This window comes from Chryseobacterium sp. T16E-39, from assembly GCF_002216065.1.
In the GTDB taxonomy this organism is placed as follows: Bacteria; Bacteroidota; Bacteroidia; order Flavobacteriales; family Weeksellaceae; genus Chryseobacterium.
In genome coordinates this window covers 2,958,938-2,984,434 of sequence record NZ_CP022282.1, presented here as the reverse complement: position 1 = coordinate 2,984,434, position 25,497 = coordinate 2,958,938, and the positions used below count along the sequence as shown (strand labels likewise).

27 protein-coding genes are annotated in these 25,497 nt (G+C 33.9%); 15 read left to right on the top strand and 12 right to left on the bottom strand.

The annotated features are described in order from the left end of the window. Positions 1–14 precede the first annotated feature (14 nt). The 5 genes from CEY12_RS13415 (at position 15) to CEY12_RS13395 (ending at position 4,253) form a co-directional block, all read left to right on the top strand. Positions 15–1,406 carry an RtcB family protein gene (locus CEY12_RS13415; RefSeq protein WP_089029877.1) on the top strand — a complete coding sequence of 464 codons (1,392 nt, stop codon included), beginning with the start codon at positions 15–17 and terminating at the stop codon, positions 1,404–1,406. Between the two features lie 79 nt (positions 1,407–1,485). Further along, entirely contained in the window at positions 1,486–2,031 is a 546-nt protein-coding gene (locus CEY12_RS13410) for a hypothetical protein (RefSeq protein ID WP_089028169.1), read from the top strand. A 1-nt stretch (position 2,032) separates the two neighbouring features. After that, positions 2,033–2,731, top strand: a complete 699-nt coding sequence (gene prfH, locus CEY12_RS13405) for a peptide chain release factor H (RefSeq protein ID WP_089028168.1) — start codon at positions 2,033–2,035, stop codon at positions 2,729–2,731. Beyond that, complete coding sequence (locus CEY12_RS13400; protein WP_089028167.1) at positions 2,718–3,233, top strand: hypothetical protein; 516 nt, start codon at positions 2,718–2,720, stop codon at positions 3,231–3,233. Before prfH ends, CEY12_RS13400 begins: the two co-directional genes overlap by 14 nt. A gap of 24 nt (positions 3,234–3,257) precedes the next feature. Further along, positions 3,258–4,253 carry an enolase C-terminal domain-like protein gene (locus CEY12_RS13395; protein ID WP_089028166.1) on the top strand — a complete coding sequence of 332 codons (996 nt, stop codon included), beginning with the start codon at positions 3,258–3,260 and terminating at the stop codon, positions 4,251–4,253. A gap of 144 nt (positions 4,254–4,397) precedes the next feature. On the opposite strand, the gene CEY12_RS13390 is transcribed toward CEY12_RS13395, so the two are convergent. Continuing rightward, positions 4,398–4,652, bottom strand: coding sequence for a class I lanthipeptide (locus CEY12_RS13390; protein ID WP_089028165.1), 255 nt, complete (start codon positions 4,650–4,652; stop codon positions 4,398–4,400). A 77-nt stretch (positions 4,653–4,729) separates the two neighbouring features. On the opposite strand from CEY12_RS13390, the gene CEY12_RS13385 reads away from it, so the two are divergent. The 6 genes from CEY12_RS13385 to CEY12_RS13360 all read left to right on the top strand — a co-directional run bounded on the left by CEY12_RS13385 (position 4,730) and on the right by CEY12_RS13360 (position 11,797). Beyond that, positions 4,730–5,920, top strand: coding sequence for a lanthionine synthetase LanC family protein (locus CEY12_RS13385; protein WP_089028164.1), 1,191 nt, complete (start codon positions 4,730–4,732; stop codon positions 5,918–5,920). 4 nt (positions 5,921–5,924) lie between these two features. After that, positions 5,925–8,996, top strand: a complete 3,072-nt coding sequence (locus tag CEY12_RS13380; RefSeq protein WP_089028163.1) for a lantibiotic dehydratase — start codon at positions 5,925–5,927, stop codon at positions 8,994–8,996. 22 nt (positions 8,997–9,018) lie between these two features. Then, the gene (locus CEY12_RS13375; RefSeq protein WP_089028162.1) at positions 9,019–9,267 is read left to right on the top strand and encodes a class I lanthipeptide; all 249 of its coding nucleotides are present in this window, start codon (positions 9,019–9,021) and stop codon (positions 9,265–9,267) included. A gap of 171 nt (positions 9,268–9,438) precedes the next feature. Further along, complete coding sequence (locus tag CEY12_RS13370; protein WP_089028161.1) at positions 9,439–9,708, top strand: class I lanthipeptide; 270 nt, start codon at positions 9,439–9,441, stop codon at positions 9,706–9,708. Positions 9,709–9,810: 102 nt separating this feature from the next. Next, entirely contained in the window at positions 9,811–10,980 is a 1,170-nt protein-coding gene (locus CEY12_RS13365) for a hypothetical protein (RefSeq protein WP_089028160.1), read from the top strand. Beyond that, a complete protein-coding gene (locus CEY12_RS13360; RefSeq protein ID WP_089028159.1) occupies positions 10,970–11,797 on the top strand; it encodes a GLPGLI family protein in 828 nt (275 codons plus the stop codon). Before CEY12_RS13365 ends, CEY12_RS13360 begins: the two co-directional genes overlap by 11 nt. A gap of 51 nt (positions 11,798–11,848) precedes the next feature. Here the strand turns inward: CEY12_RS13360 and CEY12_RS13355 are convergent, their stop codons facing one another. Both CEY12_RS13355 and CEY12_RS13350 read right to left on the bottom strand, forming a co-directional pair. Next, on the bottom strand, positions 11,849–12,136 hold the full coding sequence (locus CEY12_RS13355; protein WP_089028158.1) for a cytochrome C: 288 nt from the start codon (positions 12,134–12,136) through the stop codon (positions 11,849–11,851). Positions 12,137–12,155: 19 nt separating this feature from the next. Further along, positions 12,156–12,449 carry a c-type cytochrome gene (locus CEY12_RS13350; protein WP_089028157.1) on the bottom strand — a complete coding sequence of 98 codons (294 nt, stop codon included), beginning with the start codon at positions 12,447–12,449 and terminating at the stop codon, positions 12,156–12,158. Between the two features lie 140 nt (positions 12,450–12,589). Here CEY12_RS13350 and meaB point away from each other — a divergent pair, with 140 nt between their 5' ends. Then, positions 12,590–13,585 (top strand): methylmalonyl Co-A mutase-associated GTPase MeaB, encoded by a 996-nt coding sequence (gene meaB, locus CEY12_RS13345; RefSeq protein WP_089029876.1) that lies wholly within the window; start codon positions 12,590–12,592, stop codon positions 13,583–13,585. Here the strand turns inward: meaB and CEY12_RS13340 are convergent. Next, a complete protein-coding gene (locus CEY12_RS13340; RefSeq protein WP_089028156.1) occupies positions 13,582–14,121 on the bottom strand; it encodes a DUF4251 domain-containing protein in 540 nt (179 codons plus the stop codon). The two genes, meaB and CEY12_RS13340, sit on opposite strands and share 4 nt — an antisense overlap. Positions 14,122–14,227: 106 nt before the next feature. On the opposite strand from CEY12_RS13340, the gene CEY12_RS13335 reads away from it, so the two are divergent. Both CEY12_RS13335 and CEY12_RS13330 read left to right on the top strand, forming a co-directional pair. Further along, positions 14,228–15,034, top strand: coding sequence for a M48 family metallopeptidase (locus CEY12_RS13335; protein WP_089028155.1), 807 nt, complete (start codon positions 14,228–14,230; stop codon positions 15,032–15,034). Between the two features lie 65 nt (positions 15,035–15,099). Next, positions 15,100–15,411 carry a DUF1049 domain-containing protein gene (locus tag CEY12_RS13330; RefSeq protein WP_089028154.1) on the top strand — a complete coding sequence of 104 codons (312 nt, stop codon included), beginning with the start codon at positions 15,100–15,102 and terminating at the stop codon, positions 15,409–15,411. 38 nt (positions 15,412–15,449) lie between these two features. Here CEY12_RS13330 and CEY12_RS13325 read toward each other — a convergent pair whose 3' ends face one another. From CEY12_RS13325 to pgi, 7 genes are read right to left on the bottom strand one after another with little or no spacing between them, the layout of a single operon-like run. Next, positions 15,450–16,067, bottom strand: coding sequence for an outer membrane beta-barrel protein (locus tag CEY12_RS13325; protein WP_089028153.1), 618 nt, complete (start codon positions 16,065–16,067; stop codon positions 15,450–15,452). Continuing rightward, a complete protein-coding gene (locus CEY12_RS13320; protein ID WP_089028152.1) occupies positions 16,051–16,866 on the bottom strand; it encodes an ABC transporter ATP-binding protein in 816 nt (271 codons plus the stop codon). The genes CEY12_RS13325 and CEY12_RS13320 overlap by 17 nt, the downstream gene beginning before the upstream one ends. Continuing rightward, a complete protein-coding gene (locus CEY12_RS13315; protein WP_089028151.1) occupies positions 16,866–17,618 on the bottom strand; it encodes an MlaE family ABC transporter permease in 753 nt (250 codons plus the stop codon). The genes CEY12_RS13320 and CEY12_RS13315 overlap by 1 nt, the downstream gene beginning before the upstream one ends. Positions 17,619–17,653: 35 nt before the next feature. Continuing rightward, on the bottom strand, positions 17,654–19,024 hold the full coding sequence (locus CEY12_RS13310) for an exopolysaccharide biosynthesis polyprenyl glycosylphosphotransferase (protein WP_089028150.1): 1,371 nt from the start codon (positions 19,022–19,024) through the stop codon (positions 17,654–17,656). Between the two features lie 43 nt (positions 19,025–19,067). After that, positions 19,068–19,697 carry a 7-carboxy-7-deazaguanine synthase QueE gene (locus tag CEY12_RS13305; protein WP_089028149.1) on the bottom strand — a complete coding sequence of 210 codons (630 nt, stop codon included), beginning with the start codon at positions 19,695–19,697 and terminating at the stop codon, positions 19,068–19,070. 6 nt (positions 19,698–19,703) lie between these two features. Continuing rightward, positions 19,704–20,588, bottom strand: coding sequence for a bifunctional 5,10-methylenetetrahydrofolate dehydrogenase/5,10-methenyltetrahydrofolate cyclohydrolase (locus CEY12_RS13300; RefSeq protein WP_089028148.1), 885 nt, complete (start codon positions 20,586–20,588; stop codon positions 19,704–19,706). Positions 20,589–20,617: 29 nt separating this feature from the next. Further along, entirely contained in the window at positions 20,618–22,258 is a 1,641-nt protein-coding gene (pgi, locus tag CEY12_RS13295) for a glucose-6-phosphate isomerase (RefSeq protein WP_089028147.1), read from the bottom strand. Positions 22,259–22,608: 350 nt separating this feature from the next. Between pgi and CEY12_RS13290 the strand changes: the two genes are divergently transcribed. Continuing rightward, positions 22,609–24,348, top strand: coding sequence for a T9SS type A sorting domain-containing protein (locus tag CEY12_RS13290; protein WP_089028146.1), 1,740 nt, complete (start codon positions 22,609–22,611; stop codon positions 24,346–24,348). 89 nt (positions 24,349–24,437) lie between these two features. Here CEY12_RS13290 and CEY12_RS13285 read toward each other — a convergent pair whose 3' ends face one another. Further along, the gene (locus CEY12_RS13285) at positions 24,438–25,349 is read right to left on the bottom strand and encodes a DUF4349 domain-containing protein (protein ID WP_089028145.1); all 912 of its coding nucleotides are present in this window, start codon (positions 25,347–25,349) and stop codon (positions 24,438–24,440) included. Positions 25,350–25,497: the final 148 nt, after the last annotated feature.

Sequence of the window (25,497 nt, the reverse complement as noted above, 5' to 3'; positions counted from 1 at the left end):
TTAAAATAAAAACAATGGGAAATTTAAAACTTAAAGGAAAAGATATATTGAAATTAGGCTATCCAAATAATCAAAGTGTCAATATTGCACTGGAAGTTATGAAAAGGAACTTTGCAACTAAGAATATTCATCATGTAAAAGGGATCTTAAAGGAAATTATGCTCCATCCGGAAAATTTTGAAAAAGATTTGACTTTTGGGCAAATTGCAGAAGCTCTGCTTTCATCAAAGAAAACCGAAAAAAGAATGCTGAATACCCAGCGTGCTTCATTCCAGATATTCGGAAATAATATTTCTGAAGAGGCAATGAATCAACTTTATACTGCTTTGAAATTGCCAATAGCTGTTCAGGGAGCTTTAATGCCGGATGCACATAGCGGTTACGGCCTTCCGATTGGAGGGGTTCTTGCGGTTGAAAATGCAGTGATCCCTTATGGAGTAGGCATGGATATCGGTTGTAGAATGAGCCTTAGCATTTTGGATACGCCTATTTCATATCTCGACGGTGCTAAAGATAAATACGAAAAAGCACTGGCTGAACATACCAAATTCGGGATGTATGAAACCCATAAATCTCATGTTGAGCATGAGATCTTTGACCGGGACACCTTTGATTTGATTCCAATTTTAAGAAGATTAAAGGGGAAAGCGATCAAACAAATGGGTTCCTCAGGTGGAGGAAATCATTTTGTAGAATTTGGAGAGGTTGAAATAACGGAAGAAGATCAGCAGATCGGACTTCCAAAAGGAAAATACCTTGGTATTCTTTCACACAGCGGTTCGCGTGGATTGGGGGCTGAAATAGCACAATATTATTCCAGAGTCGCAACAGAACAGTGTCCATTACCTAGAGAAGCTCAGAATTTTGCATGGCTGGATCTGAACACCCATATGGGGCTGGAGTATTGGACGGCGATGAATCTTGCCGGAGATTATGCTTCTGCTTGTCACGATGATATCCACAGAAGACTGGTAAAAGCAGTTGGAGGGAGAGTAAAAGCGAGGATTGAAAACCATCATAATTTTGCGTGGAAAGAAATCCACAATGGAAAAGAAGTGATCGTTCACAGAAAGGGAGCTACGCCAGCCAATGAAAATGAATTGGGGATGATTCCCGGGTCCATGACTGCAAAAGGATTTATTGTTAAAGGAAAAGGAAATCCAGATTCACTGAATTCAGCGTCACATGGGGCAGGAAGAGCTCACTCCAGGGGAGAGTGCCGGAATCTGTTCACACAAAATGATATCAAAAAAGAGCTTAAACTCAAGAATGTAGTATTAATGGGTGGGAATGCAGAAGAAGCACCCATGGCTTATAAGGATATCCATGAAGTGATGAATGCACAAAGTGAACTTGTGGATATTCTGGGAACTTTTCAACCGCGAATTGTGAGAATGGATAGATAATTAAATTGATAGGTTGAGTTGTCGGTTGATAATCAAACCGACAACTATCAACCAACAATTCTTAACTAAAAATAATACAATGGGAGCACCACATAATATAAAGAGATACGGCGAAGTCTGGCCGGAATTTAGAATTCAATACGGACTTGAAATTTTAGAAAAATTAAAAAATAAAGTCATCTTATCTGGAGGATGGGCTTGGCACTGTATGTCCGAACCTGGACACACAGAATATAAGCATGCTCACGATCATAAGGACATTGATGTTTTTGTGAAAAAAGAAAATGTAGCTGAGGTTGTTATCATCCTTCAGCAGGAAGATTTTCAGAAAGTATGGACTCGATATGATCATTTACCCAGTGAAGAAAATTTCCGGAGGTATGAAAAAACAATCGAGTTGGAAAACGGAAAATTCCATAGAATTACCATCGACTTTTTTGAAAGAGATGATCTGGAAACGATTCCGGCCAATGGTTTTACTGTAGTGAAACCTGAGCTGTTGCTTACTTTTTACAGAAACATTCATTCCAGTGACAAATGTTGGGCGGTAATGGCTGCGAAAGATTTGTTGGAAAAAGGAATTGATCCAGTTGGCCACCCCAGATTGAGTGAAATGCCAAAATAACATGGACAAAATAATACAGATTACTTCAGGAAGAGGACCTTTAGAATGCCAGTGGGTGGTATCAAAAGTTCTAAAGGTTTTCCTTGAAGAACTAAAACAGGAAAAAATAGAATACGAAATCATCCATCGGGAAAATGGCGATGAAAACCTGACCCTGAAATCGGTTACCTTGATTTTAAAAGGGAAAGAACTTTCAGGGTTTTTAAAAAATTGGTTGGGAAGTATTTGCTGGACAGGGAAAAGTACATTTAGAAAACTGCACAAAAGAAGCAACTGGTTTATTGGGATCTTTGAAATTGAAGACACTGAAAAGATCAGTTTTAATGAAAAAGATATTCAATTTCAGACTACGAGAAGCCAGGGAAGTGGTGGCCAAAATGTAAATAAAGTAAATACTGCTGTCAGAGCAACCCATTTGCCCACCGGACAAAGTGTTTTTGCACAGGATTCCCGATCTCAACTGGAGAATAAAAAGCTTTCAATTATCCGTTTAAAAGAAAAGGTATTGGAGCTGCATATTCAGCAGTTGGAAAAAAGAATGCAGGAAACCTGGAACAATCACCTGCAGGTGCAGAGAGGAAACCCGATTCGTACATTTTCCGGAACAGATTTTAAAAATAATTATAAGGATAAATCTTTCAAAAAAACAAGAAGTACCCTTAAAAACGAACTTAAAAACTTAAAAAATGACCTTAACTAAAAATAAATATTACTTTGAGGCGCTGGATAATTATCCTTACAGTCTTCCAGATTGTTTGGAAGCATTAAATTATGCATTGTCCTACGATCCGGAAGACGCAGACAGTCTTTGTTTAATGGGAAGGATCTACAGTGAAATGCTGACGGATTATGAAAAAGCAAAGCTATATTTTGAAGAAGCCATGCTTTGTGATGTGACGAACTTAAATGTTCCACAGTATTATATTAAATGTCTTTTAGACAATGAAGATTTCTATGAAGCTGAAAAGCTCATTAGATTTTCATTGAAAATTAAAGGGATTGATAAATCAACGATATGGCTTTATAGATCCCTGCTTTCTGAGAAAAGAGGAAGTTTAATAAACGCATTGAAATTTTTAAAGGAAGCCAGAAAGTATTGTTTTACATCTGGCAGTTTTGAATTAGTAAAAGAACGTGAGAGATTTGTGAAATCTAAAATGCCGAAGAAAAAACAAACTAAAAAGAAGAAGGAGACGGAATAAGTCTCCTTTTTTGTAGATTTATGTATGAAACTTCACTTTGAACTTAAAAAGCTTTATTTAAAAGAAACATTTTCCATTGCCTATGGCGATTACGATAGCCGGGATACGTTGCTTATCCGGTTGTCCCATCAGAACTGTTATGGATATGGAGAGTGCGTTGCAATAGACTATTACAAGATAGACCTCGGAGGCTTCGTTTTTAAGTTAAAAGAATTTCAGAAAGAAATTGAAGCCAGAAAGATAGAGCACCCTGAAGCGTTTTATAAATTTTTGGTTCTTTTGGATCTGCCTCCATTTTTAAGGTCTGCTTTGGATTGTGCCTACTGGGATCTTTTTGGTAAACTCGAAAATAAAAGTTTTATGGAGCTTAATGACCTTCCTTTTCAGAACTTAGTGGATAGTTCCATTACCATATCTGTCGGCAATATTGATGAGCAGATAAGGAAGATTGAAAAGAGCAGTTGGAACAAATTTAAAGTGAAATGTAAAGGTTTACAAAAAAATAATGTAACCCGCCTTTTGCAATTAGACAGAAATATGGCTCTGGATTCCAATGCAAGTTTTAATGATGAAGATTGCATTTGGCTTCAGGAAAAGGCAGACATTCAAAGGTTTACCTATCTTGAGCAGCCAAGGCCTATTGAGCATTATCATATTTTAAAAAAAAATGGATCCGCAAATTGGATGGCCGATGAAGACTGCCAGAATTTAGGCTCTTTAGAAAAACTGAAACCATATTATAAAAGCGTCAATATTAAACTAATGAAATGTGGGGGCTTAACACCTGCTTTGGAAATGATTATAAAAGCGAGGGAGTTGGGTTATAAAATAATGATAGGATGTATGACGGAGTCCAGTGTAGGGATTTCTGCCGGGTGTGTACTCACGGGTCTCGTTGACTATACAGATCTTGATGGGGCAAATCTGATCTCCAATGATTATGCAACAGGTAATTTTGTAGAAAATGGAAAAATAGAATTATCCGGAAAACCAGGTTTAGGAATAGAATTAAAAAAATAAGCTTTCCTATAAAAACTTGTTTTATTTACAAAAATCAGATAATCAGTTAGTTGATGGATTTATGAGACTGTATATACCTGAAATTAAAAGGGAAGGCTATCTTTAAAGATAGCCTTCCCTGATTTGTAATAAATCAATATGATCTTAAGGGCAGCTTACGCAAGTAAGATTTCCTCCAGTTGTTGGGTTAGTTGGGCCTACTGGACCAGTGTTACATGTTGTTGAGTTAGGTCCCCCTGTACACCAGCAGCAAGTAAAGTCATTATTAGAGCTTCCAGCACTTCCAGGAGCTGTTTTAGCATTTGGGTCTCCCTCTCCTCCTTTAATTGATTGCATGTCTGAGTTTGTTAAAGAAGAAATCTTCTCCTTCTTTAATGATAGTTTTTTTGTTTTTTTCATAAGATTAGCTACAATTTTAATGTTAATTGTTTGACAAAAATATATATTTTTGTGAACAATTAAAAAAAAACTTTTAAATGGATAGTATTTTATTAAATGATAAAATAAATGAGATCACCAATTCTTTATATGATATTAATTACGAAAAGATGCCAATTTCACTGTTTGAAGGAATAGGAGGCATATCTTTTTTTTTTTTTGAGAAGATAAATTCTAAATATGCGACCGAAAAAGACAAAGAATTTTTTGTTTATCTAATCGAACTATTGGTAGAGAAATTAAATGGAGAACATTACTCTTTTACCTACTGTGACGGATTATGCGGAACTGCATTTATACTTAAAAAATACCAAGCACTGCTTAATCAATACGATTATGATCTAGATGACCTCTTGGATGATCTGGATTCCATTTTACTGGATGGATTGGAAAAAATGTCTGAACAGGAGGATATAAATACGGACTTTTTACACGGTTCATTTGGACTATTATACTATTTTGTTTTTTACAAAGAAAAAAGTTCCCAATTTAAATCGCTTTATATAAAAAATATCCATAGTGTTATTGCTTACATCAACAGAGGTAAAACAAATGATGAATCAAAAATAAACTATGGCTTAGCCCATGGTTTAGGTTCAATAATGAACATTATAAAATTATATTTAGAGAATATTGATGAACATTGTGAGACTTCTAAATATTGCTTAAATCTATGTTGCGAAATGTTTACTACTCCTAAAATAGATTTTAGCCTGCCGTCATTATTCCCTAGTATTTCTCCAATTAAAGATTTTAATAATAATGCGGCTAAACATCCTGTTCATCTTGGATGGTGCTATGGAGATCAAACGATTTCTACATTTCTGTATAATATATCAACCTTCGAAAACAATCCTGAATTAAAACAAATCTCCTCGGATATTGCAAATCATTGGATAAAAAGAGATTCTATTAAGAAAGCTTTATTAGATGAAAATTTTTATGATTATATGATGTGCCACGGAGTAGGTTCTGTTGCCTTGTATAATAAAATATGGTTTAACATGACCGGAAATGAGTCTTTCTACAAAAACTATCTTTTTTTCATGGATGACCTGCTGGCTCAGAAAGAAAATGAGGAAAATGTTGCAGGATACAAAAGAGCGGTTATTAATTATGAATATGAGAAGAGTTACGGAATATTAACAGGTATTTCCGGTGTTGGTCTTCTTCTTCTGGATACTGCTGATATGGAAAGAAAATCGTGGTATGATCTATTTTTAATTTAAAGGAATGAACAATTTATTTTCAAAAAGTATTTTAAGAACACCTGTGTATTCTTTGCAGGATTATAGTGTTCTCTTGTCATTAGATAAAAGAGCTTTATTTGATTTTTTAAAGAAAGACGATTTTTTTTTATATGCTTTATATACTTCTTCGCCAGACTTATATAATACTTTCATTTCCATTGTGGATTTTGATGAAAAACTTCACAATAAAATATTGTTAAGCTGTTATAAATATTATAGTAGAATGTGTACCAGATGCGTACCATTTGGCTTGTTTTCGGGGGTTAATGCTATAAAACACGAAAAAAATAATCAAAATAATCACATCGTTAGGAATGGAGAAATAAAGACCCATACAAGACTGGATTCTAATTATTACAATGTACTGCACCAGTCTTTTAGTGAGGATCCTGATCTTAATTTAAAATATTTCACCAACACAAGTTTATATAAACTAGGAAATGTATACCGATATACAGAATATATTTCTGATAGCGACTCAGGTAAGAGAAAGTATATTTTATCGCAAATTGAATCCGATAAAATACTCAATCGAATTATCAGGTTATGTAAAAAAGGGGCGTATATTGATGATATTTTAAAAATAGTAATAGATGAGGGGTATGAGATAGAAGAATCTAAAGAGTACATCATTTCATTAATTGAATCGCAGGTTATCATCAATAATTTTTCGACATCAACCATTGGAGATGCTCCTGAGAAGTTTTTATTGAGAGAATATGAGAAAAAAGAAGATTCTGGAGAATTTACATTTCTGAATGAAGTAAATGATTTAATTAATCATATTGATGAATCTGATTTTAAAACATCTTTTACAAAAACCCGAGAGCTGGAAACCCTGCTTTTAACTAAGACTCCTCCAAAAAATGATAGTATATACTTTCATAAAGAAGTATACTTTGATTCCGGAGAATATGACTTTGAAAGCTCAAAGCTAATAAAAAATGCAGTCGATCATTTAAGTTTTATAGGGCAAAAAGTTAATCCTTCAAATACCCGAATTTCAAAATTTGTGGATGCCTACAGAAAGCGCTATGGCGATACCATTCGAAAGCTAACAGATGTATTAGACATCGAATCTGGTATAGGCTATGGTAATTTCTTAAATTCCGGAGGTATTGATGATAGCAATATATTAACAGGATTAAAAAATAGTCCTAGTAGTTTTCCAACAATAGATTTAAGTGAGGTAGATTTATTTCTGATCAATAAAATAAAAAATGAGTCCAACTCCAAAGAAATTATAATTCAGGAAAAGGAACTTCAGCAGTTTAAAGAAAAAAATCAAAACCGGAATTATGAGGGCGCGACATTTTCTTTTATGTGCAATATTTATGAAGATGAACGGGAAAAGAAATATATCTATTTAAACAGTGTAGGCGGAAACGCAACCAAGTTGATTGGAAGATTTACAAATGGGAATAAAGATATTAAGGAGCTGGCTCAGGAAATCTCTAAATATGAAACTAACCATTACTCAGACTATATTTGTGCGGAATTAGACTATATTCCCGAATCTTCTCTTGGAAATGTGATTCACAGAGACCAGTTTAGAGATTTTAAAATGTCTTTTTTAGGAGGAGTTGAGCAGGATATACTAATCGATGATCTATTAATTCAAATTGAATATAATAAAGTAGTACTCTTGACTAAAAAGGGTGAAAAAATATTGCCTTTCTTTTCTAATGCATTTAATATTGGGCATCCTAAAAATTTACCATTATTTGAATTGCTTGTAGATATTCTCAACCAGTTTGAAGCTTCTAACGTGAGCTTTTTCGATATAAAACATTACCATGCTTTTCTAAATCATATTCCGAGAATTGCAATTAATAATACGATAATACATCGGGAAAGTTGGATGATTTCAATGGAAAATTTGAAGATTTCGAAAGAAACCGTCTTTACAGAAAATTTGTCCAAAGATATTAGAGATCACCTGCAAAAATTAAATATTCCAGTAAATTTTATTATTGCTGATGGTGATAATGAATTGGTTATAAATTATGAGAATATTTTGGCTTTGGAGATTTTCTTTAATGATATTAAAAAGAAAAAATCATTGATCATTTACGAATGGTTACCCAATGAGCTGAACTCAATAATTAAGTCTCCTGAAAATAATTCAAATTATAATAATGAATTTTTGTTCTTGAAAAAGAATAAAAGTAACACTGAGCTTCAGGTAAGATCCAACACGAGTCTTAAAACGAATACGATAACGGCTAATATGCTTCCGTATTCGGAATGGGTTTATTTTAAAATAGATATAGGAAATAAAACAGTGGATAACTTCCTGTTAAGTTTGAATCCAGTAATAAAAAAACTACTTACTCAAGAAGTAATTAAGCAGTTCTTCTTTATAAAATATGTTGAAGCTTCTTTTCAGTTGAGAATTAGATTTCTTCTCACTGATATAAAAAATTACGTAACCCTTTTAAATACTTTTGTTCCGTTTATTGAAAAATATATTACTAATAAACAAATAGTAAAATTTTCAATTGATACTTATGAAAGAGAAGTTGTAAGATATGCGGGAGAGAAAATAGTCGATTTTGAAAGCATCTTTTTTCATGATAGTATTCTGTCAATTGAAATGATTAAAAAAGGGAGGTTGAACAATAAGCCTGTATGGATGTATTGTTTGGAATATATTTATATACTATTGGAAAACGTTTTGAAAGACGATGAAATGATATATAAATATGTTGAATTGATGAAGGGTACATTCGATAAAGAATTTAATGCCAACAAGTTTACCACTAAATCTATTAATTCAAAATATGATAGACATAGTAAAGATATTCTTGATACTGTAATCCAGAATACCTATAGTCTAAGTCTTAAAAATAAACATCTCAAAGCTATAATAGAACTGATTGGAAAACTGAAAAGTGAAAATGAAGATAAAATCTTTATGCATTTAAGTAATATTATCCATATGCATATAATTAGGGTCGTCCAAAACGAAAATAGATCGTATGAATATTTGATTTACTCTTTTCTATTTAAGTCACTTAAAACTAAAAAACATGTTTCTTTGAAAACAAAATAATGTTAATCTATACTTTAATTTTATGAAAAAAGTGAAAAAACTATCATTAAAGAAAGAGAAGATCTCTTCTTTAACAAACTCGGACATGCAATCTATTAAAGGAGGATTAGGAGATCCTACTGCTAAAACAGCTCCTGGAAGCGCAGGAAGTTCTAATCATGACTTTACTTGTTGCTGGTGTACCGGAGGAAATACCCCACAGCCTACAGAAAGTTGTGGAAACACCTGCCCTCCTGATACAGGTCTGACGCTGCAAAATACTTGTGCTTAAAACGATCTGATTCACCGCTATTCGAAATTAAATATTTAAACTTTTGAATAGCGGTGTTTTGTAATCCATATAATGATAGATTATTGAAAATAAATCAGATATTACATGGAACTTAAAACTAAAAACAAATTTCTGTGAAAACAAATTACTGTTAATCTATACTTTAATTTTATGAAAAAAGTGAAAAAACTATCTCTAAAGAAAGAGAAAATCTCATCTTTAACAAATTCAGACATGCAATCTATTAAAGGTGGGCTGGGAGATCCTAACGCTAAAACGGCTCCTGGAAGTGTGGGAAGTTCTAATCATGACTTTACTTGTTGCTGGTGCACTGGTGGTGGACCACAGCCTACAGAAAGTTGCGGGAGTACTTGTCCTACAGATACGAATACTACAAACCCAATGAGTGCAGGACAGCTGACTTGTGTAAGCTGTCCTTAGATCTATTTGAATTCACAGCCATTCGGAAAAAATACTGACTTTTGTATGGCTGTGTTTTTGAATAATCAATTGATATTGTTTTAATCCAAATGTGTTGTAATTATGTTGAAGTATTATAGTTTTTTATTTATCCTGTTCTTTGAAGTACTTTCCGCACAAAATTTGAAAATAAAAATTGTTGATTCTGAAAACCTGAAAGCAATTAATAATGCTAGGGTTTTAGTGGGTAATAAGGTTTTTTATACGAATGATGATGGTTTTGCGATTGTACCTGAGAGGATAGAAGGAGGTGAAGTCTCAGCACCAAATTTCCAAACTCAGAAATTTGAAAAACCCGGTTCTGAAATTAGATTAAAACCAGTCTATAAATTAATTGATGAAGTCAAAATAGTTAGTGTTGATATTCGAGAGATCTTTGAGAATGTGTTAAAAGATTATGGTAAAATATATTATGATAAACCTTCTATTTATGATGTTGTCTATAAACAAAAGAACTTTTACGATAATACATTAGCCTTTCTTGTCATCGCGGATGCAAAATTATGGACTAAAACCAATCAATATAACTTCAAGTATGGATTAAAGAAAGAGTATGATGAGATTTTACAGATGCAGCTAAATACCATTAAATACTTAAAAACCACAAATAAGGATACCCTTTTAACGGGTAGAACAAACGAATTTTCACATGAGATAATCGGGAACTTTTTTTTTAATTATGAATTGTCTCGTTTAATAGGTATTTTGAAATCCGATAACAATAAAAATTTTGGCACTTTAATATATCAGGAGGGAAGCTTTCAGATGATTAGTTTCAAGATAAAAAAGCTTGATGGAACCAATATTTCTGGTGAGTTCACTTATGATACTTTGAATAAAGCTATTTCCAGATTTAAGATAAGCTATGATCAAACTGAATTTCCAATTTTAAAGAAAAAATCTGTTGATGGGAGAGCATTTGATTATAAAATGGGGATAGCGTCAATGATTTTTGATTTTTATCTAAAAGATGGCAAATATATTCCATCTCAATATAACTTTGAAGGTGACAACTTTCTGATCATCATAGATGGTCAGAAACACCTTAAAAAATTCAGTAGACAAATTACTTATAATACCTTTAATCCTTCAAATGGAGATCAGCTTAATCCAAGGATTGATTTTACAAAGGATTTTTGGGAAAATGTTCCTAATAATGAACAAAAACCAAGTACCGTAATTTTATCTGAAGAAGAAGCCAATTTTTTAAATATTTCTGGAAATGAAAAATAATATTTTACTCATTCTTATCTTTTTTGTTGTTATGGCAAAATCTCAAACCCACAGATTTGTCTATGATGTCTTGTACAAAAAGGATTCAACATCTAACATTCTTACAAAGGAAAACTATATTTTAGACATTGGGAAGAATGAGGTATTATACTACACCAGAGATTTCTACGTTGCTGATTCCCTTATCACAAACAATATTCCATTTCCTAAAGAGATGAAATTAAATACATCCAATATTGTTTCACACAAAATAGGAAGCAATAGCTATGATGAATATGATCTCCTTGAAAACACCGTTTTAAAACTTCAGACAGATAATTCACAAAATTGGAAACTAACGGATGAAAAAAAAAAACTAAAGAACATTAGCGTACAAAAAGCTACAACCAACTGGGGAGGAAGAACCTGGATTGCCTGGTTCACATCTGATATCCCATTTCAAGAGGGACCTTTTAAGTTTCATGGGTTACCAGGCTTAATCGTTGAAGTATATGATACTAAAAATAATTATAGATTTGAATTGGTAAGATCAACGAAAGTTGACAAAATCATAGAAAATCAGTTTATAACAATGTCCAAACAAATGAGTATCCCTGTAACATGGGAAAAATATAAGAGTACTCGTCTTAAATATTATGAGTCCCCGATCGGTTTTATTAGAAATGGAATGCCGGTTTCAAAAGATGATCAGTTTTTTTTAAATGACGGAACAAAAGTCAACTCAAACAATTTAAGGGATATCAACCAAAATTTACGTGCACGGATAAAAAAATATAATAACCCTGCTGAATTGGATAGAGCTATTATATATCCTTAGTAGGATTGGAGAAATTCTGTATAAATAAAAAATAAGCTTTCCCAGGAAAGCTTATTTTTTATTTACGGAAATCAGATAGTCATAAACCATTTGGTGCTGGTCATCGGTCAGTTTAGCTTTTGGAGCCATTCTGCTTAATGTTTTTATCCATCCCTGATCATCATGCTTTGCCGGGTCTGGCAATTTATGGCATTTGTTGCAGGAATTTTCAAAAACAGTTTTTCCCTGAGCAAGCTGTTCAGATGCTGTATACTTCGGTCCTGTTACTGCTACACTTTTCGGTCCACATGAAACCATAAAAGCCGAACCTAAAACAATACTTAAAACTAACTTTTTCATTGTAATATTTTTAGAGTGATTACTTTTTCACAGAAACAATATAATCATAAACCCATTGGTGCTGTTCATCGGTCAATTTTGCTTTTGGAGCCATAGAGTTCATAATGCCTACCCATTGAACAGAATTATGTGAAGTGGGATCCGGCAGTTTATGACATCTTGTACAAGAGCTTTCAAAAATTGTTTTTCCCTGGGCAATTTGTTCGGCAGTAGATACGGCAGGGCCTATAGCGGAGGTTGCTGTTGATGATTTTGGGGTACATGAAGCTACCAAAACAGCAGTAAAAGATGCTATAGCGATTATTCTTTTCATTGTTTCTTTATTTGATTAATAACAAATGTAATAAATTCCCTATCTCATTGATAAAATCAGCTGTAGTTTTAATTTAGAAGAAATAAAATTAAAGGGTATTTATGCTGAGTTTTGATACTTATTTTTATATTTTTGAATCAATGAAATTTTCTACCAGAGACTTAATAGATGGAATACGATCAGGAGATAAACGCCTTATCGGAAAAGCTATTACTTTAGTTGAAAGTAAAAAAGCTGAACATCGCCTGCAAGCAGAAGAATTGCTTAAGGAAATAATGCCTTATACCGGAAAATCTGTAAGGGTAGGTATCACGGGAGTTCCCGGTGCCGGTAAATCCACATTTATTGAAAATTTCGGACGATTAGCTATAGCCCATCATAAAAAGGTCGCGGTTCTTGCAATTGATCCAAGTTCAGCAATCAACAAAGGAAGTATCCTGGGAGATAAAACCAGGATGGAAGAATTGGCAAAAGAAGAAAATGCATTCATCAGGCCTTCTCCAAGTTCCGGCTTTTTGGGAGGAGTTGCCAACACCACTTTTGAAACCATGATGATTTGTGAGGCTGCAGGTTATGATTATATTCTTATAGAAACCGTTGGAGTGGGTCAGTCTGAAGTTCTGGTAGCCGACATTACAGACGTTTTTCTATTTCTGAAAATTACTGGAGGGGGAGATGAGCTTCAGGGCATCAAGAGAGGAATAATGGAAATGGTAGATATTATTTTCATTAATAAAGTAGATGAAAGTAATTTGCAAAAGGCAAAAAATACAAAACTAGAATTGAAAAGAGCCCTGGATTTTATTCCGCCTAAAGAGGAAGGTTGGAAAGTTCCCATTTTACTTGGTTCTGCTCTTCGTAATGAAGGATTAGGTGATGTTTATAATGCAATTGATGAATTTATCAATCAAAAGAAAAAAAACGAACGTTTTGAAGGTGTGAGAACCCAACAGGCAGAAAAAAGATTCGAGTATTGGGTACAGGAATATATTCTGGCAACATTGAAAAAGAGTAATTCGGTTGAAGAAGCGTATCTCCAGCACAAAAAAAATGCTTCGGCAATGGTTTCTAATCCAAGTACCGAAGCTAAATTGTTTGTTGAAAGGTTTCTATCCGATGGAAGTGATAAAGATTAAGGAGCCGGTTCAGGATCATTCTTAGAAACAAATCCATCGTATGTTATCGGTTGCCTGTCATTGCTTCTTACTGAAGTAAAAGCTTTCCCGTTTTTATAGACTTCAATATTAATTTCGTCAACATTGTTCACATCATTAAGTTTGATCCTTAGCGTCCAGTTTCCTTTTTTATTCTGCGATTTATTAATGGTAAAATCTTTTGAAGTAAATCGGTAGCTGTTGTTGTTCGTATTGCCATAAGTAGGATTAAATAGTCTTCCGAAATAAGGTAAAGTGACATCCAGATTATTTTTCTTAATTTCAACAGTATAGTCTCCATTGAGTTGCAGAATCCTGGTTGAGGTCGAATTCGGCATAGAATTCATGACCTTTATAACATCATAATTGGTAGGATTTGCCCGTTCAGCATGAAATGTAAATTCCTCAGAACTTACAAGTGCATCTACCATTTTAGAATCACCTGTATTTTGAGATGAACAGCTTTGGAAAAAGAAGATAAGTCCCAAAATAAATATAAGTGAAATATATTTTTTCATAACCTTAAATATTATTAAATTTAGATAGCAAAATGTATGCAAATATATAGGTTGTAAAACTTTTTGGAATAATAATTGTTAAAGTTGAATTATTAACACTTAAACTATGAAAATAACTTATCTATTAGGAGCAGGAGCAGTAGCTTTATCACTTATAGCCTGTACCACAAACCCTATTACGGGTAGATCTTCTTTACAGATAGCGAATAATTCCGAAATATTAACAATGTCTTCTCAGGAGTATAAAACGACATTGGCTAAATCTAAAATTATTTCAGGAACTGCAGATGCAAAAAGGGTAGTAAGCGTTGGTAGCAGGATAAAAAGTGCTGCTGAAAGATATTATCAAAGTATAGGTAGATCAGCTGATCTTGCTAACTATAGCTGGGAGTTTAATCTTCTTCAGAGTAATGAGTTGAATGCCTGGTGTATGCCTGGTGGAAAAGTAGCCGTGTATACCGGAATTTTACCTGTAACTAAAAATGATAATGGATTAGCGGTTGTATTAGGTCACGAAGTTTCCCATGCTTTGGCTGGTCATGGAAATGAAAGGATTTCGCAGGCTATGGTCGCTCAGTATGGTGGTAGTATTTTAGGCGGAACGATTTCCAATTCACAGTGGGCAGGTATTTTTCAGAAGGTATATCCAATTGGCTCTCAGGTTGCTTTACTAAAGTATGGTAGAAATCAGGAATCAGAAGCTGATCAGATGGGATTACAATTAATGTCTATGGCAGGTTATGATCCTAGAGAAGCCATTCCTTTCTGGAATAGAATGGAAGCTGCATCTTCAGGAAACAGGCAACCTGAATTTTTATCGACTCACCCAAATCCTGAAACAAGGATCTCTGATATTCAGAAAAACTTACCTAAGGCACTGGAGTATTATAAAAATGCCGGCGGGAAAATATAACCAGAATTAGCTTTATTAAAATTTCACTAAATTGGTAAAGCTTTAAATCACCAAAACACAACATTATGAAAAGTATATCAATTACAGGACTTATACTTTTAGCAGTATCAGCATTACTTTTTTACCTAACGACAGACTTTGCTGTTGAACAGATCAAACTTTCCCACATAATGGGAATTATGGGAGGGATCGGAATTGGTCTCATCATTGGCGGAATGGTAGGGTATTTGAGTAAAGGCAGTGCTATAAAAGAAGAGCAAAAAAGAAAAGAATTTAAGCAGCTGCAAAAAGATAAAGAAGAATTGGAAAAGCAGGCAGCAGAAATTGCTAAAAGACAAATAGAACTGGAAAATCAAAATAAAAATCCTCAAATATAATATTTGAGGATTTTTTTGTAGTTGTTATTTTCTTTCGATTAAAATTTATATCCGACACCTACCATAAATAGATTGGGACGGTTATCATATCTGATCTCTTCACCAGATACTCTGTTTATAAAATTCCTTTGATCTTTACTAAATGCGCCTTCGTATCTTGCATTGATGAGTAATTTCTTTATTTCAACCTGTGCTCCAAATTGATAACCAACGGTGAAATTATCTCTTGCATTTTCTTTAAAATCGTTGAATGTATCTTCCTTACTTAGGTTGTAACTTGCTACAGGTCCTATAAATACACCCAGCATATCTCCTAGTACCTTGTGCCCAACAAGAACAGGTAGATCAATACGATTGTTTTTAATCTTGAATGTCGTATTAGAAGCCGGGTCTGTAAATTCGTTCCTAAATGTGGTGTAGTACAATTCCGGCATTAAAAAAAATGCCATAGGAAGATTCGCTTTCAGGGAAAGTCCAACATTGAATCCAACATTATTTTTACCTGTATTGTCTATTGCTGCACTTGCGGTATTAGATATATTCTTCCAAGAAGGAGATCCGGTTGGAAAAATCAGGTTTGCTTTAGCGGCAAGAGAAAGCTGCGCTGAAGCAAATACTGATAAACCTAATAGTGCTATACTAAATATTTGTTTCATTTTCGTCTAGTTTTGTGATCGTATTTTCTATAGTTTTATTATTCTCGAGTAAATACACTCGCAATTCCTTAAATAGTTCTGATGAATAAACGAAGTCGATCAGATTTTTATTGCCTGCTGTAATGAGAATGTCTTTATTGCCTTCCCATTCTTTGATTCCTAATCTTAAATAAACAATTTTTTCGCCTATTGTCATTACGGAATTCATATCATGTGTATTAATGATAGTCGTTGTGTTATATTCCTTGGTAATTTCAAGCAATAGATCATCGATGACATTCGATGTATAAGGATCCAATCCTGAGTTTGGCTCATCACAGAATAAATATTTGGGATTGTTTACAATAGCTCTTGCAATAGCTACCCTTTTTTGCATACCCCCGGAAATCTCAGATGGATATTTTCTGTTCGCTTTATCCAGGTGTACCCTTCCAATAACTTCAAAAACTCTTTTTTTCTTTTCCCTGAAAGTTAAATTTGTAAACATGTCCAAAGGAAACATAATATTTTCCTCAACCGTTAGGGAGTCAAATAACGCACTGCCTTGAAATACCGTCCCAATTTCGGAACGCAGGTGCTGCTTCTCATCTCTGGACATCGTGTTGATATCTTTACCATCAAAAAGAATTTCTCCCGAAGATGGCTGATAAACATTCAACAGACTCTTAAGGAAAACTGTTTTCCCTGATCCACTCTGTCCTATAATTAAATTTACTTTTCCTTTATCAAAAGAAGTGGAAATTCCTTTAAGGACTTCAACCTCTTCAAAACTTTTTTTAAGATTTTTTACCTCAATCATTAGCTTAATATTAATTGTGTTAATATTAATTCAGAAATAATGATAAATACCATTGTCCAAACCACCGCTTGTGTACTTGCTCTACCCACTTCCAGTGAACCCCCTTTTACGAAATACCCGAAATAAGAAGGAACTGTTGCAATGACAAAAGCAAAAACAATTGTTTTTATAAATGCATAATACACGAACAGATTAGGCATATACATCTGTATACCGGTTACGTAATCCGATGCGGTCCAGTTTCCTGTTAATAATCCAGCAACATACCCACCTCCAATACCAAATACGATACTGATGGCAATAAGAAGAGGATTAAAAATAACGCACGCAATTATTTTAGGTAATATCAGAAAGTTGGGAGAATTCACCCCCATAATATCTAATGCATCAATTTGTTCCGATACTCTCATTGTTCCAATACTCGAAGCAATATATGAGCCAACTTTACCTGCCAATATCAAACTGATAATAGTTGGAGAAAACTCCAATACCAAAACGGCCTTTGTTGCATATCCCACAAATGAAGTAGGAATCGGAAAAGAAGAAGCGTCAAAATTATTGAACATCTGGATGGCGACTACGGCTCCTACAAATATAGATGTGAATATAACCAACCCGAAAGAGTTGACTCCTAAATCGTTTATTTCTCTCATGAACAGCTTCCAGAAAACTCTCATTTTCTGAGGCTTCTGCATGGATTTACCAAGAAGGATAATGTATTCTCCTACAGCTGTAAAAAACTTTTTTAACATTCTGCTAAATTAGACTTTTTTTATTAAGCAATTCTCTATTTTGCGTTTTTATCTCCACTTATAACCACTAAAATAGTTTTCAAAATAATGACCAGATCCAGAGCAAAGCTCCAATTTCTAACATAGAAAGTATCTGCCAGTACCCGTTTTTTCATTTCAATTTCCACATCTCCGGAATCTCCTCTTAATCCGTTTGCCTGTGCCAAACCTGTAATTCCCGGATTAACCATACTTCTAAGGCTGTATCTTCCAATTTTGGGTTTGTAATAATTATCAACAACCAACATATGGGGACGGGGACCTACAACAGACATTTCCCCCCTTAATACATTGATGAACTGAGGCATTTCATCCAAACTTGTTTTTCTCAAAAATTTGCCTATTCCTGTAATTCTGGAATCATTGTCCGATGTGGTTTTCGTAGTTGATTCCGCATTCACGACCATGGTTCTGAACTTTAAACAGCCAAATACTTCCTCATGAAAACCATACCGTTTCTGAATGAAAAAAACAGGCCCTTTAGATGATAGTTTAATAAAAATGGCAATAAGTGGAAACAACCACGAACATATGAATACAATAATTAACACCGAAAAGATAATATCAAAAAGCCTTTTTAGAAGGTAATTAGAATAATAATCCAGAGGGTATTTCGATTGGTTTAAAACCGGTTGTGTCTGAACGTATCCTAAATCATAAGTAAACAGGTCCGTTTGTGATATATTGGGGATCAGCGATATATGTACTTTGTTTGCCTCTGCCAATCTGAATATTTCATCCTCTGTATGAGGTTCAAATGTATTTTCCAGAGGTAAAAATAAGGTATGGATACCATTGCTTTTCCAAAAAGACTGCAATTCATCTTTGAAGATCTTCTTATTATGGTACTCAAAAATTTTATATCCAAAATCTTTTCTTTCTTTTAGGATGTTCTTTAAAATATCGGTAGAGCTGTTTTCGTTGAGAAACATCACGTTTCGATTATTGATACCTAAGGATCTTAAATATTTTATTCCAAAATAAATAAAAGATTTTGTAATAATGATAAAAGAAAACAGATATAATGAAAGCCAGGACAGTTCTGAACTGAAAAATTTATTGTTGCTTACTTTTCTTATCAGTACCAAACCAATTACAAATAGTATAAAATGGGTGATAATGCGTTCTATAAAAATAATATAGGTAAGATTTCTTCTTATATTATAAATTTTGGTCCTTCCACTCAATAGAATCCAGAAAGATATAAGCAGAATTAAAGGAAATGAATTTTCATACCAGCTATCCCGGTCATGTATCAGGTCCTGATTTCTGTTTAAAAAAAAGAATATAAATACAGATGCAATAACCACAAGGTCAAGCAAAAGGATAATCGATTTTAAATATCTAGAGTACCGAATTCTCTGCATCTATCACTATATAAGGGATATGAGGGACTAATATATGTAATTTTTATGGGATATTAAGGTATTTATGCGTCTGAACTGATGCCTGCCATTCCGGATTCGCTAAAATAAAATCAGTAATTTTTGGATACATTTCGTCACGTTTACTCCATTCACTTTGAAGATATAGTTTACAGTCCTTTGAAACTTTAGCCGCTTGCTCCTGTGCAAAAGCAAAATCATGATTGTTGAAAATGATCACTTTCAACTCACTTGCTTTTTCATACACGTCTTCTTTTGGAAGCCCTGTTTTTTTAGGTGAAAGGGTAATCCAGTCCAATTGCCCGCTTACAGGATAAGCTCCTGAAGTTTCAATGTGTACAGTACATCCTAATTCCTTTAGCCTTGAAGTTAAAATATCTAAATTCCACATCAATGGCTCGCCACCGGTCAATACAATTGTTTTGCAATGTTTTGCTGCTGTTTCAGCAATTTCTACCGCATTCATTAGTGGATGTAAATCTGGATTCCAGCTCTCTTTTACATCGCACCAATGGCATCCCACATCGCAACCTCCTAATCTGATAAAATAGGCGGCTTTTCCAGTGTGTGCTCCTTCTCCCTGTAAAGTGTAAAAATGCTCCATTACGGGGAGCATTTTACCTTCATTTAATAAAATATCTTCTTCTTTGTTCATTTTAAATTAGTCATTATAGACTGAAGTTTTGTAAGCGATGATGGTATTTTTCATCAACATAGCTCTTGTCATAGGACCAACTCCACCGGGAACAGGGGTTATCCAGCTTGCCTTTGCAGCACAACTGTCAAAATCTACATCACCGGCAAGGTAATATCCCTTAGGAGAGTCATCATCTACTCTTGTAATTCCTACATCTACAATTACCGCTCCGTCTTTGATCATTTCACCTTTTAAGAAGTGAGGATCTCCTAACGCAGTAATTACGATGTCTGCTTTCTTAGTATACTCTTCAATGTCTTTGGTATAAGAGTGTGTAAGCGTTACAGTAGAGTTTCCGGGAAAATCTTTTCTTCCCATCAAAATACTCATAGGTCTCCCTACAATTTTACTTCTGCCGATAATTACACAGTCCTTACCTTTTGTTTCAATATTATATCTTTCTAATAGCGTTAAAATTCCAAATGGAGTTGCAGGCAAGAAGGTATCCATTTCCAGTGCCATTTTTCCAAAATTTTCAGGATGGAAGCCGTCAACATCTTTTCTTGGATCAATAGCATTAATGATTTTTTCCTGATCGATCTGGTCAGGTAAAGGTAGCTGAACAATGAATCCGTCAACTGCTTTAGATTTATTCAATTCCTCGATTTTCTCCAACAATTCAGATTCTGCAACCGTACTCGGAAATTTAATCAGGCTCGACTGAAATCCTACCTCCTCACAATCTTTCACTTTAGCATTGACATAAGCTTTGCTGGCTCCATTATTTCCAACAAGAATGGCCACTAAATGTGGTGCTCTTTTTTTGCTTTCAAGGATTTTTTCAACTTCAACCTTGATTTCCGCTTTGATTTCTTTGGATATTTTTAGTCCGTCAAGAATTTCTGCCATTTTACTTTTTTATTAGATATTACTTTCTTTTACTTATTTCCTTTATAATAATTGATCAACCCGTTTGTAGAGCTGTCATGCGAATCAATAGATCCATTACTTTCGAGTTCGGGTAAAATTTTGTTCGCTAAAACTTTTCCAAGCTCTACCCCAAATTGATCAAAGCTGAAAATATTCCAAATTACTCCCTGCACAAATATTTTGTGCTCATACATTGCAATTAACTGTCCCAGTGAAAAAGGAGTTAGTTCTTTGAATATTATTGAGTTAGTAGGTGTGTTTCCATGGAAAACCTTGAAGTTTAATAATCTGTCAATTTCTTCGTCAGATTTCCCGGAATTTTTTAATTCTTCTTCTACCTCTTCTTCGTTTTTACCAAAAGCTAGGGCTTCTGTCTGTGCAAAAAAGTTTGCCAGCAACTTATCCTGGTGATCAGAAACTTTATTACTGCTTTTTGCATAGGCAATAAAATCTGCCGGAATTAATTCGGTACCCTGGTGAATAAGCTGGTAAAAAGCATGCTGTCCGTTTGTTCCCGGTTCTCCCCAAATAATTGGGCCCGTTTCATATTCAACGAATTCTCCATTTCTATCCACACATTTTCCGTTACTTTCCATATCTCCTTGCTGTAGATAAGCAGCAAACCTGTCAAGATATTGGGAGTACGGAAGAATAGCATAGGTTGTTGCAGCATAAAAATTGCGGTACCATATTCCTATAAGCCCCATTAGAACAGGGATGTTTTCAGAGAAATCTGTATTTTGGAAATGTTGGTCCGTATCGAAAGCACCTTTTAATAGGTCTTCAAAATTTTCATAACCTACTGCTAAAACGATGCTTAATCCAATTGCACTCCAAAGGGAATATCTTCCACCAACCCAGTCCCAGAATTCAAAGATGTTCTCTTCTGCGATTCCGAATTTTTTAACGGCTTCAATATTAGTGGATAAGGCTACGAAATGTTTAGCGACATCTTCCTGTTTTCCTGCTTTCAAAAACCAGTCCTTTGCTGAATTAGCATTGGTCATTGTTTCCTGGGTAGTAAACGTTTTTGATGCAATAATAAATAAAGTCGTTTCAGGATTTAAGTTTTTAACAACTTCTGCAATATGGTTCCCATCTACATTAGATACAAAATGAACATCTAATCTTGTTTTAAAATGCTTTAAAGCTGAACAAACCATTACGGGACCAAGATCAGAACCTCCGATTCCGATATTTACAACATCTGTGATTTCTTTTCCACTAAAACCTTTGTGTTCACCTGAAATAATTTTCTCGGAGAAAGACTTCATGTGATCAAGTACTTTTCTAATCTGCGGTTTTATATTTTCACCGTCAACCAAAATTTCTTTATCTGAAAAATCCCTCAAAGCTGTATGGAGAACTGCTCTGCCTTCTGTTTCATTGATCTTATCTCCACTGAACATTTTGGATATTGCATCTTTTAGCTGACATTCTTCAGCCAGGTTTAAAAGCAATTCCTTAGTTCTTGAGTCAATCAGGTTCTTAGAGTAATCAAAAAGAAAATTATCTCTTTTTAATGAGAATTCTTCAAAACGATTTTCATTGTACTTAAAAAGAGTTCTTAAGTCGAAATCATTTCCTGCAAAGTGTTCGTCAAGTGCTTTCCAGCTGTTCGTTTGTATAGGATTTATTTTTGATAGCATATATTCAAAGTTAAAATTCAAGGTTGAAAATCAATAAACTTAATGGAATCTTGAAATTAAAATGCAAATTTAAGGAAAAATAAAACCTCCGGGAAAAATTGACCCCTGTAAAATATAAAATTATGATGATAGACGAAAAGTTATAATGGGTAGACGATTGTTCTGCTAGGTATTGTGATTATTTTTTGTTAATTTTTAATATGTTATAGGTTGGGATTTAGATATTTATACTAATTTTGTGCTCTTACGTACCGTATGCGATTCAATTAAATACCTCTCTGACATTACTCATTAAGTCATTAATAGAGATGAAATCGTGAAATAAATCATCACTAAAATATAACCGTACAATGAAAAAAATCACTCTGATCACAGTATTAGTACTTGTGTACAATCTGGGGTTTTCCCAAGTCAACTACTATGTGGATAAAGCATCCGGAAATAATGCAAATAACGGGAGTGCTACAGCACCTTGGAAAACAATACAAAAAGCAGCCAATAGCGCTACACCGAATAGTATTGTCAATATTAAAGCGGGTACGTACAACGAGAATGTGGTAATCAATGTGAGTGGAACCAGTGGGAACTATATTACCTTTAAAAATTACTCAAATGATAATGTTATCATTGATGGTACAGGGACTTCAGGCTCTACTTTGCTAACCGTTACCAATAAAAGCTATTTAAAATTTAAAAATTTAACGATTCAAAATAAAACAGTAAACGACGCACAAGGTATACTTGTTGAAACTACAGGAACAAATTCATCAACAGATCTGACTTTTAAAAATATCACCATAAAAAATATCAAATGGAATGCCGATAAGAATAAACCCGTAACTGAGAATGATAATGCTCAGGGTCTTATTGTTTATGGTAGAAATGGAGGTATAACCAACCTTACTATAGACGGATGTAAAGTATTTGATAATTATTTAGGATATAGTGAAGCATTAGCTGTAAATGGAAATGTGGATGGATTTACAGTGAAAAACTGTGTGGTACACGATAATACAAATATTGGAATTGATATATTGGGGCATGAGGGAACAGCGTCCAATGCATCTTTGGATGAGGCGAGAAATGGAGTAGTGACTAATAATGAATGTTATAATAATGTTTCGAAATATGCGACTTCTGCAGGGATTTATGTTGATGGGGCAAGAAATATTGTGGTAGAGAGAAATAGAAGTTATCAGAATGGATATGGAATTGAGGTTGGTGCAGAGCAAGATGGGGTGGTTCAACAAATTACGGTAAAAAACAATTTATTATACAAGAATAATGAAGTAGGTCTTTCAATAGGAGGATTTGATCCTGATACTACCGGGCAGGTTATTAATTGTGTTATTAGAAATAATACATTTTTTCAAAACGACACAGCAAATAAGGGAGTAGGAGAAATTACCATGACCAAAGCATCGAATTGTATCTTCGAAAATAATATTTTTTATACAAGTTCGAAAAATGTTTTAATGTCTGTCGATCCGATTAATCCACAAACGAATAATACATTTAATTATAATTGTTGGTATACTCCAAACAATAATCAAAATAGCGTAATGATTAAGTGGAAAGGGGCAACTTATACTTCGTTTTCAGCTTATAAAACAGCAACAGGTCAAGATGCAAATTCTATTTATGCCAACCCAAATTTGGTATCACCTTCAAGTACAATACCTGATTTGCACTTAAATGCAGCAAGTCCTTGTATCAATAAAGGGAAACCTTCCACTGTCATTTCCGCAGGAGAATTGGATTTTTATGGATCTGGTAGAATTTCAAATACAATAATCGACATGGGAGCAAGTGAATACACTGCTACATTAGGGACTAAAACAAATGAAATTTTAAATTTTGGAACGGTTTCTCCTAATCCGTCAAGCGGTATTTTTAATTTTAAATTAGAATCTGGAAAAGATTCAAATCTTGTTAGCGTTTACGACTTAAACGGAAAGGAATTAAAAAAATACAAATTTTTAGCAAACCAATTTTCAATTGATCTATCAGAGCTGAAGGAAGGTATTTATCTCGTTAGGATAGAAAGTAATAATTCTGTAATGACAAAAAAAGTGAGTATCAAAAGATAATGGCTATTATGGAAAATGTAACCCCCGATTTTCGGGGGTTGTAAAATCTAAAATTATGATGATAACCGAAAGGTTAGGATAGCATTTTGTTATTCTGAAATATGTTGTGTTGGTTTTTTAAATGATTTTCGTTTTCTTATGAGATAAATGATTCCTGCTGCAATTAATAAAACGGGCCAGATGGTGATCAATCCTACTGCAATTTTCTGAATCAGATAAAATCCTTCTACAAAAGCATTTTTGGCGTCATAAATGAAATTGAATTTATATTTGTTATCTATATTCCTTGTATTGGTAACAGCGATTTCGGCAATACGAATTTTGGGTTCATTAATGTAAATGTCAACGGTGCTGTATTTAATATTGTCGGTAACATTGAGATTGGAAAGTTGTTGTAAATTTTCTTCAGACATATTATCATTACCCATTTTCACCTTGTCTTTATTGGTTTTGAGTTGGGAAATGTTTTCACTTGTTTTTTTAATTCTTTTAGCTTCAAGTTCTGCATATTTTATATTTGAGGTCACATCTTCAGCATTGATAGATCTTGAATTCAGGAAAAGTTTTTTGCTGTTGATGAGTGTTAACAGTTCACCCAGTTTGGCTGTGGGAACACGTACCTGCATTCTGTTTTCGGTTTGGTATTTTTTGACAAGCATTGCATTTTCAGTAGAAGTGTTGTAAGTGTCCTCTGAAATGACATTAGTGTGTAAATTACTGTGTGCTACAAATCCACCTAAGTCCTGAACCGATTTCTCAATTGAAATTGTTGCTTCGTAAACATCTTTCACTTCCATACTTACATCGGCGGTTTTAATGAACTGTTTGTCTTTTACATTCATTGTTGCAGCAGAAGAAATACTGTCGGAAACAATAACGGAAGCTGAATCGGCAGTTGCTGAAGCTTCATAGTCAATAGCAGTTGCTTCTCCTTTTTTACAAGAATAAATACTTAGTAAAAGGATAGCGGATAATGACAATGTAGTGTAAGTAGTTTTCATAATGTTGATTTTTAATGTTTTGCTAAGACCAAAGTTGAGACGGAATCACTTGTAATGTTTGAAAATCACAGGTAAAAACTTTGTAAATAAAAAATTAGATTTAATTACCTGTAAATCATTGATTTGTAAAATGTAATTTGTTAAGGGA

What these genes read in the sequence shown, in the direction of transcription:
- CEY12_RS13285 (WP_089028145.1), bottom strand. Translation starts at nt 25,349, where the DNA reads ATGAAAACTACTTACACTACATTGTCATTATCCGCTATCCTTTTACTA.
- CEY12_RS13400 (WP_089028167.1), top strand. Translation starts at nt 2,718, where the DNA reads ATGACCTTAACTAAAAATAAATATTACTTTGAGGCGCTGGATAATTAT.
- CEY12_RS13325 (WP_089028153.1), bottom strand. Translation starts at nt 16,067, where the DNA reads ATGAAACAAATATTTAGTATAGCACTATTAGGTTTATCAGTATTTGCT.
- CEY12_RS13320 (WP_089028152.1), bottom strand. Translation starts at nt 16,866, where the DNA reads ATGATTGAGGTAAAAAATCTTAAAAAAAGTTTTGAAGAGGTTGAAGTC.
- CEY12_RS13330 (WP_089028154.1), top strand. Translation starts at nt 15,100, where the DNA reads ATGAAAAGTATATCAATTACAGGACTTATACTTTTAGCAGTATCAGCA.
- CEY12_RS13360 (WP_089028159.1), top strand. Translation starts at nt 10,970, where the DNA reads ATGAAAAATAATATTTTACTCATTCTTATCTTTTTTGTTGTTATGGCA.
- CEY12_RS13375 (WP_089028162.1), top strand. Translation starts at nt 9,019, where the DNA reads ATGAAAAAAGTGAAAAAACTATCATTAAAGAAAGAGAAGATCTCTTCT.
- CEY12_RS13290 (WP_089028146.1), top strand. Translation starts at nt 22,609, where the DNA reads ATGAAAAAAATCACTCTGATCACAGTATTAGTACTTGTGTACAATCTG.
- CEY12_RS13340 (WP_089028156.1), bottom strand. Translation starts at nt 14,121, where the DNA reads ATGAAAAAATATATTTCACTTATATTTATTTTGGGACTTATCTTCTTT.
- CEY12_RS13310 (WP_089028150.1), bottom strand. Translation starts at nt 19,024, where the DNA reads ATGCAGAGAATTCGGTACTCTAGATATTTAAAATCGATTATCCTTTTG.
- CEY12_RS13370 (WP_089028161.1), top strand. Translation starts at nt 9,439, where the DNA reads ATGAAAAAAGTGAAAAAACTATCTCTAAAGAAAGAGAAAATCTCATCT.
- CEY12_RS13300 (WP_089028148.1), bottom strand. Translation starts at nt 20,588, where the DNA reads ATGGCAGAAATTCTTGACGGACTAAAAATATCCAAAGAAATCAAAGCG.
- CEY12_RS13415 (WP_089029877.1), top strand. Translation starts at nt 15, where the DNA reads ATGGGAAATTTAAAACTTAAAGGAAAAGATATATTGAAATTAGGCTAT.
- CEY12_RS13410 (WP_089028169.1), top strand. Translation starts at nt 1,486, where the DNA reads ATGGGAGCACCACATAATATAAAGAGATACGGCGAAGTCTGGCCGGAA.
- CEY12_RS13305 (WP_089028149.1), bottom strand. Translation starts at nt 19,697, where the DNA reads ATGAACAAAGAAGAAGATATTTTATTAAATGAAGGTAAAATGCTCCCC.
- meaB (WP_089029876.1), top strand. Translation starts at nt 12,590, where the DNA reads ATGAAATTTTCTACCAGAGACTTAATAGATGGAATACGATCAGGAGAT.
- CEY12_RS13385 (WP_089028164.1), top strand. Translation starts at nt 4,730, where the DNA reads ATGGATAGTATTTTATTAAATGATAAAATAAATGAGATCACCAATTCT.
- CEY12_RS13395 (WP_089028166.1), top strand. Translation starts at nt 3,258, where the DNA reads ATGAAACTTCACTTTGAACTTAAAAAGCTTTATTTAAAAGAAACATTT.
- CEY12_RS13350 (WP_089028157.1), bottom strand. Translation starts at nt 12,449, where the DNA reads ATGAAAAGAATAATCGCTATAGCATCTTTTACTGCTGTTTTGGTAGCT.
- CEY12_RS13315 (WP_089028151.1), bottom strand. Translation starts at nt 17,618, where the DNA reads ATGTTAAAAAAGTTTTTTACAGCTGTAGGAGAATACATTATCCTTCTT.
- CEY12_RS13380 (WP_089028163.1), top strand. Translation starts at nt 5,925, where the DNA reads ATGAACAATTTATTTTCAAAAAGTATTTTAAGAACACCTGTGTATTCT.
- CEY12_RS13355 (WP_089028158.1), bottom strand. Translation starts at nt 12,136, where the DNA reads ATGAAAAAGTTAGTTTTAAGTATTGTTTTAGGTTCGGCTTTTATGGTT.
- CEY12_RS13335 (WP_089028155.1), top strand. Translation starts at nt 14,228, where the DNA reads ATGAAAATAACTTATCTATTAGGAGCAGGAGCAGTAGCTTTATCACTT.
- pgi (WP_089028147.1), bottom strand. Translation starts at nt 22,258, where the DNA reads ATGCTATCAAAAATAAATCCTATACAAACGAACAGCTGGAAAGCACTT.
- prfH (WP_089028168.1), top strand. Translation starts at nt 2,033, where the DNA reads ATGGACAAAATAATACAGATTACTTCAGGAAGAGGACCTTTAGAATGC.
- CEY12_RS13365 (WP_089028160.1), top strand. Translation starts at nt 9,811, where the DNA reads ATGTTGAAGTATTATAGTTTTTTATTTATCCTGTTCTTTGAAGTACTT.
- CEY12_RS13390 (WP_089028165.1), bottom strand. Translation starts at nt 4,652, where the DNA reads ATGAAAAAAACAAAAAAACTATCATTAAAGAAGGAGAAGATTTCTTCT.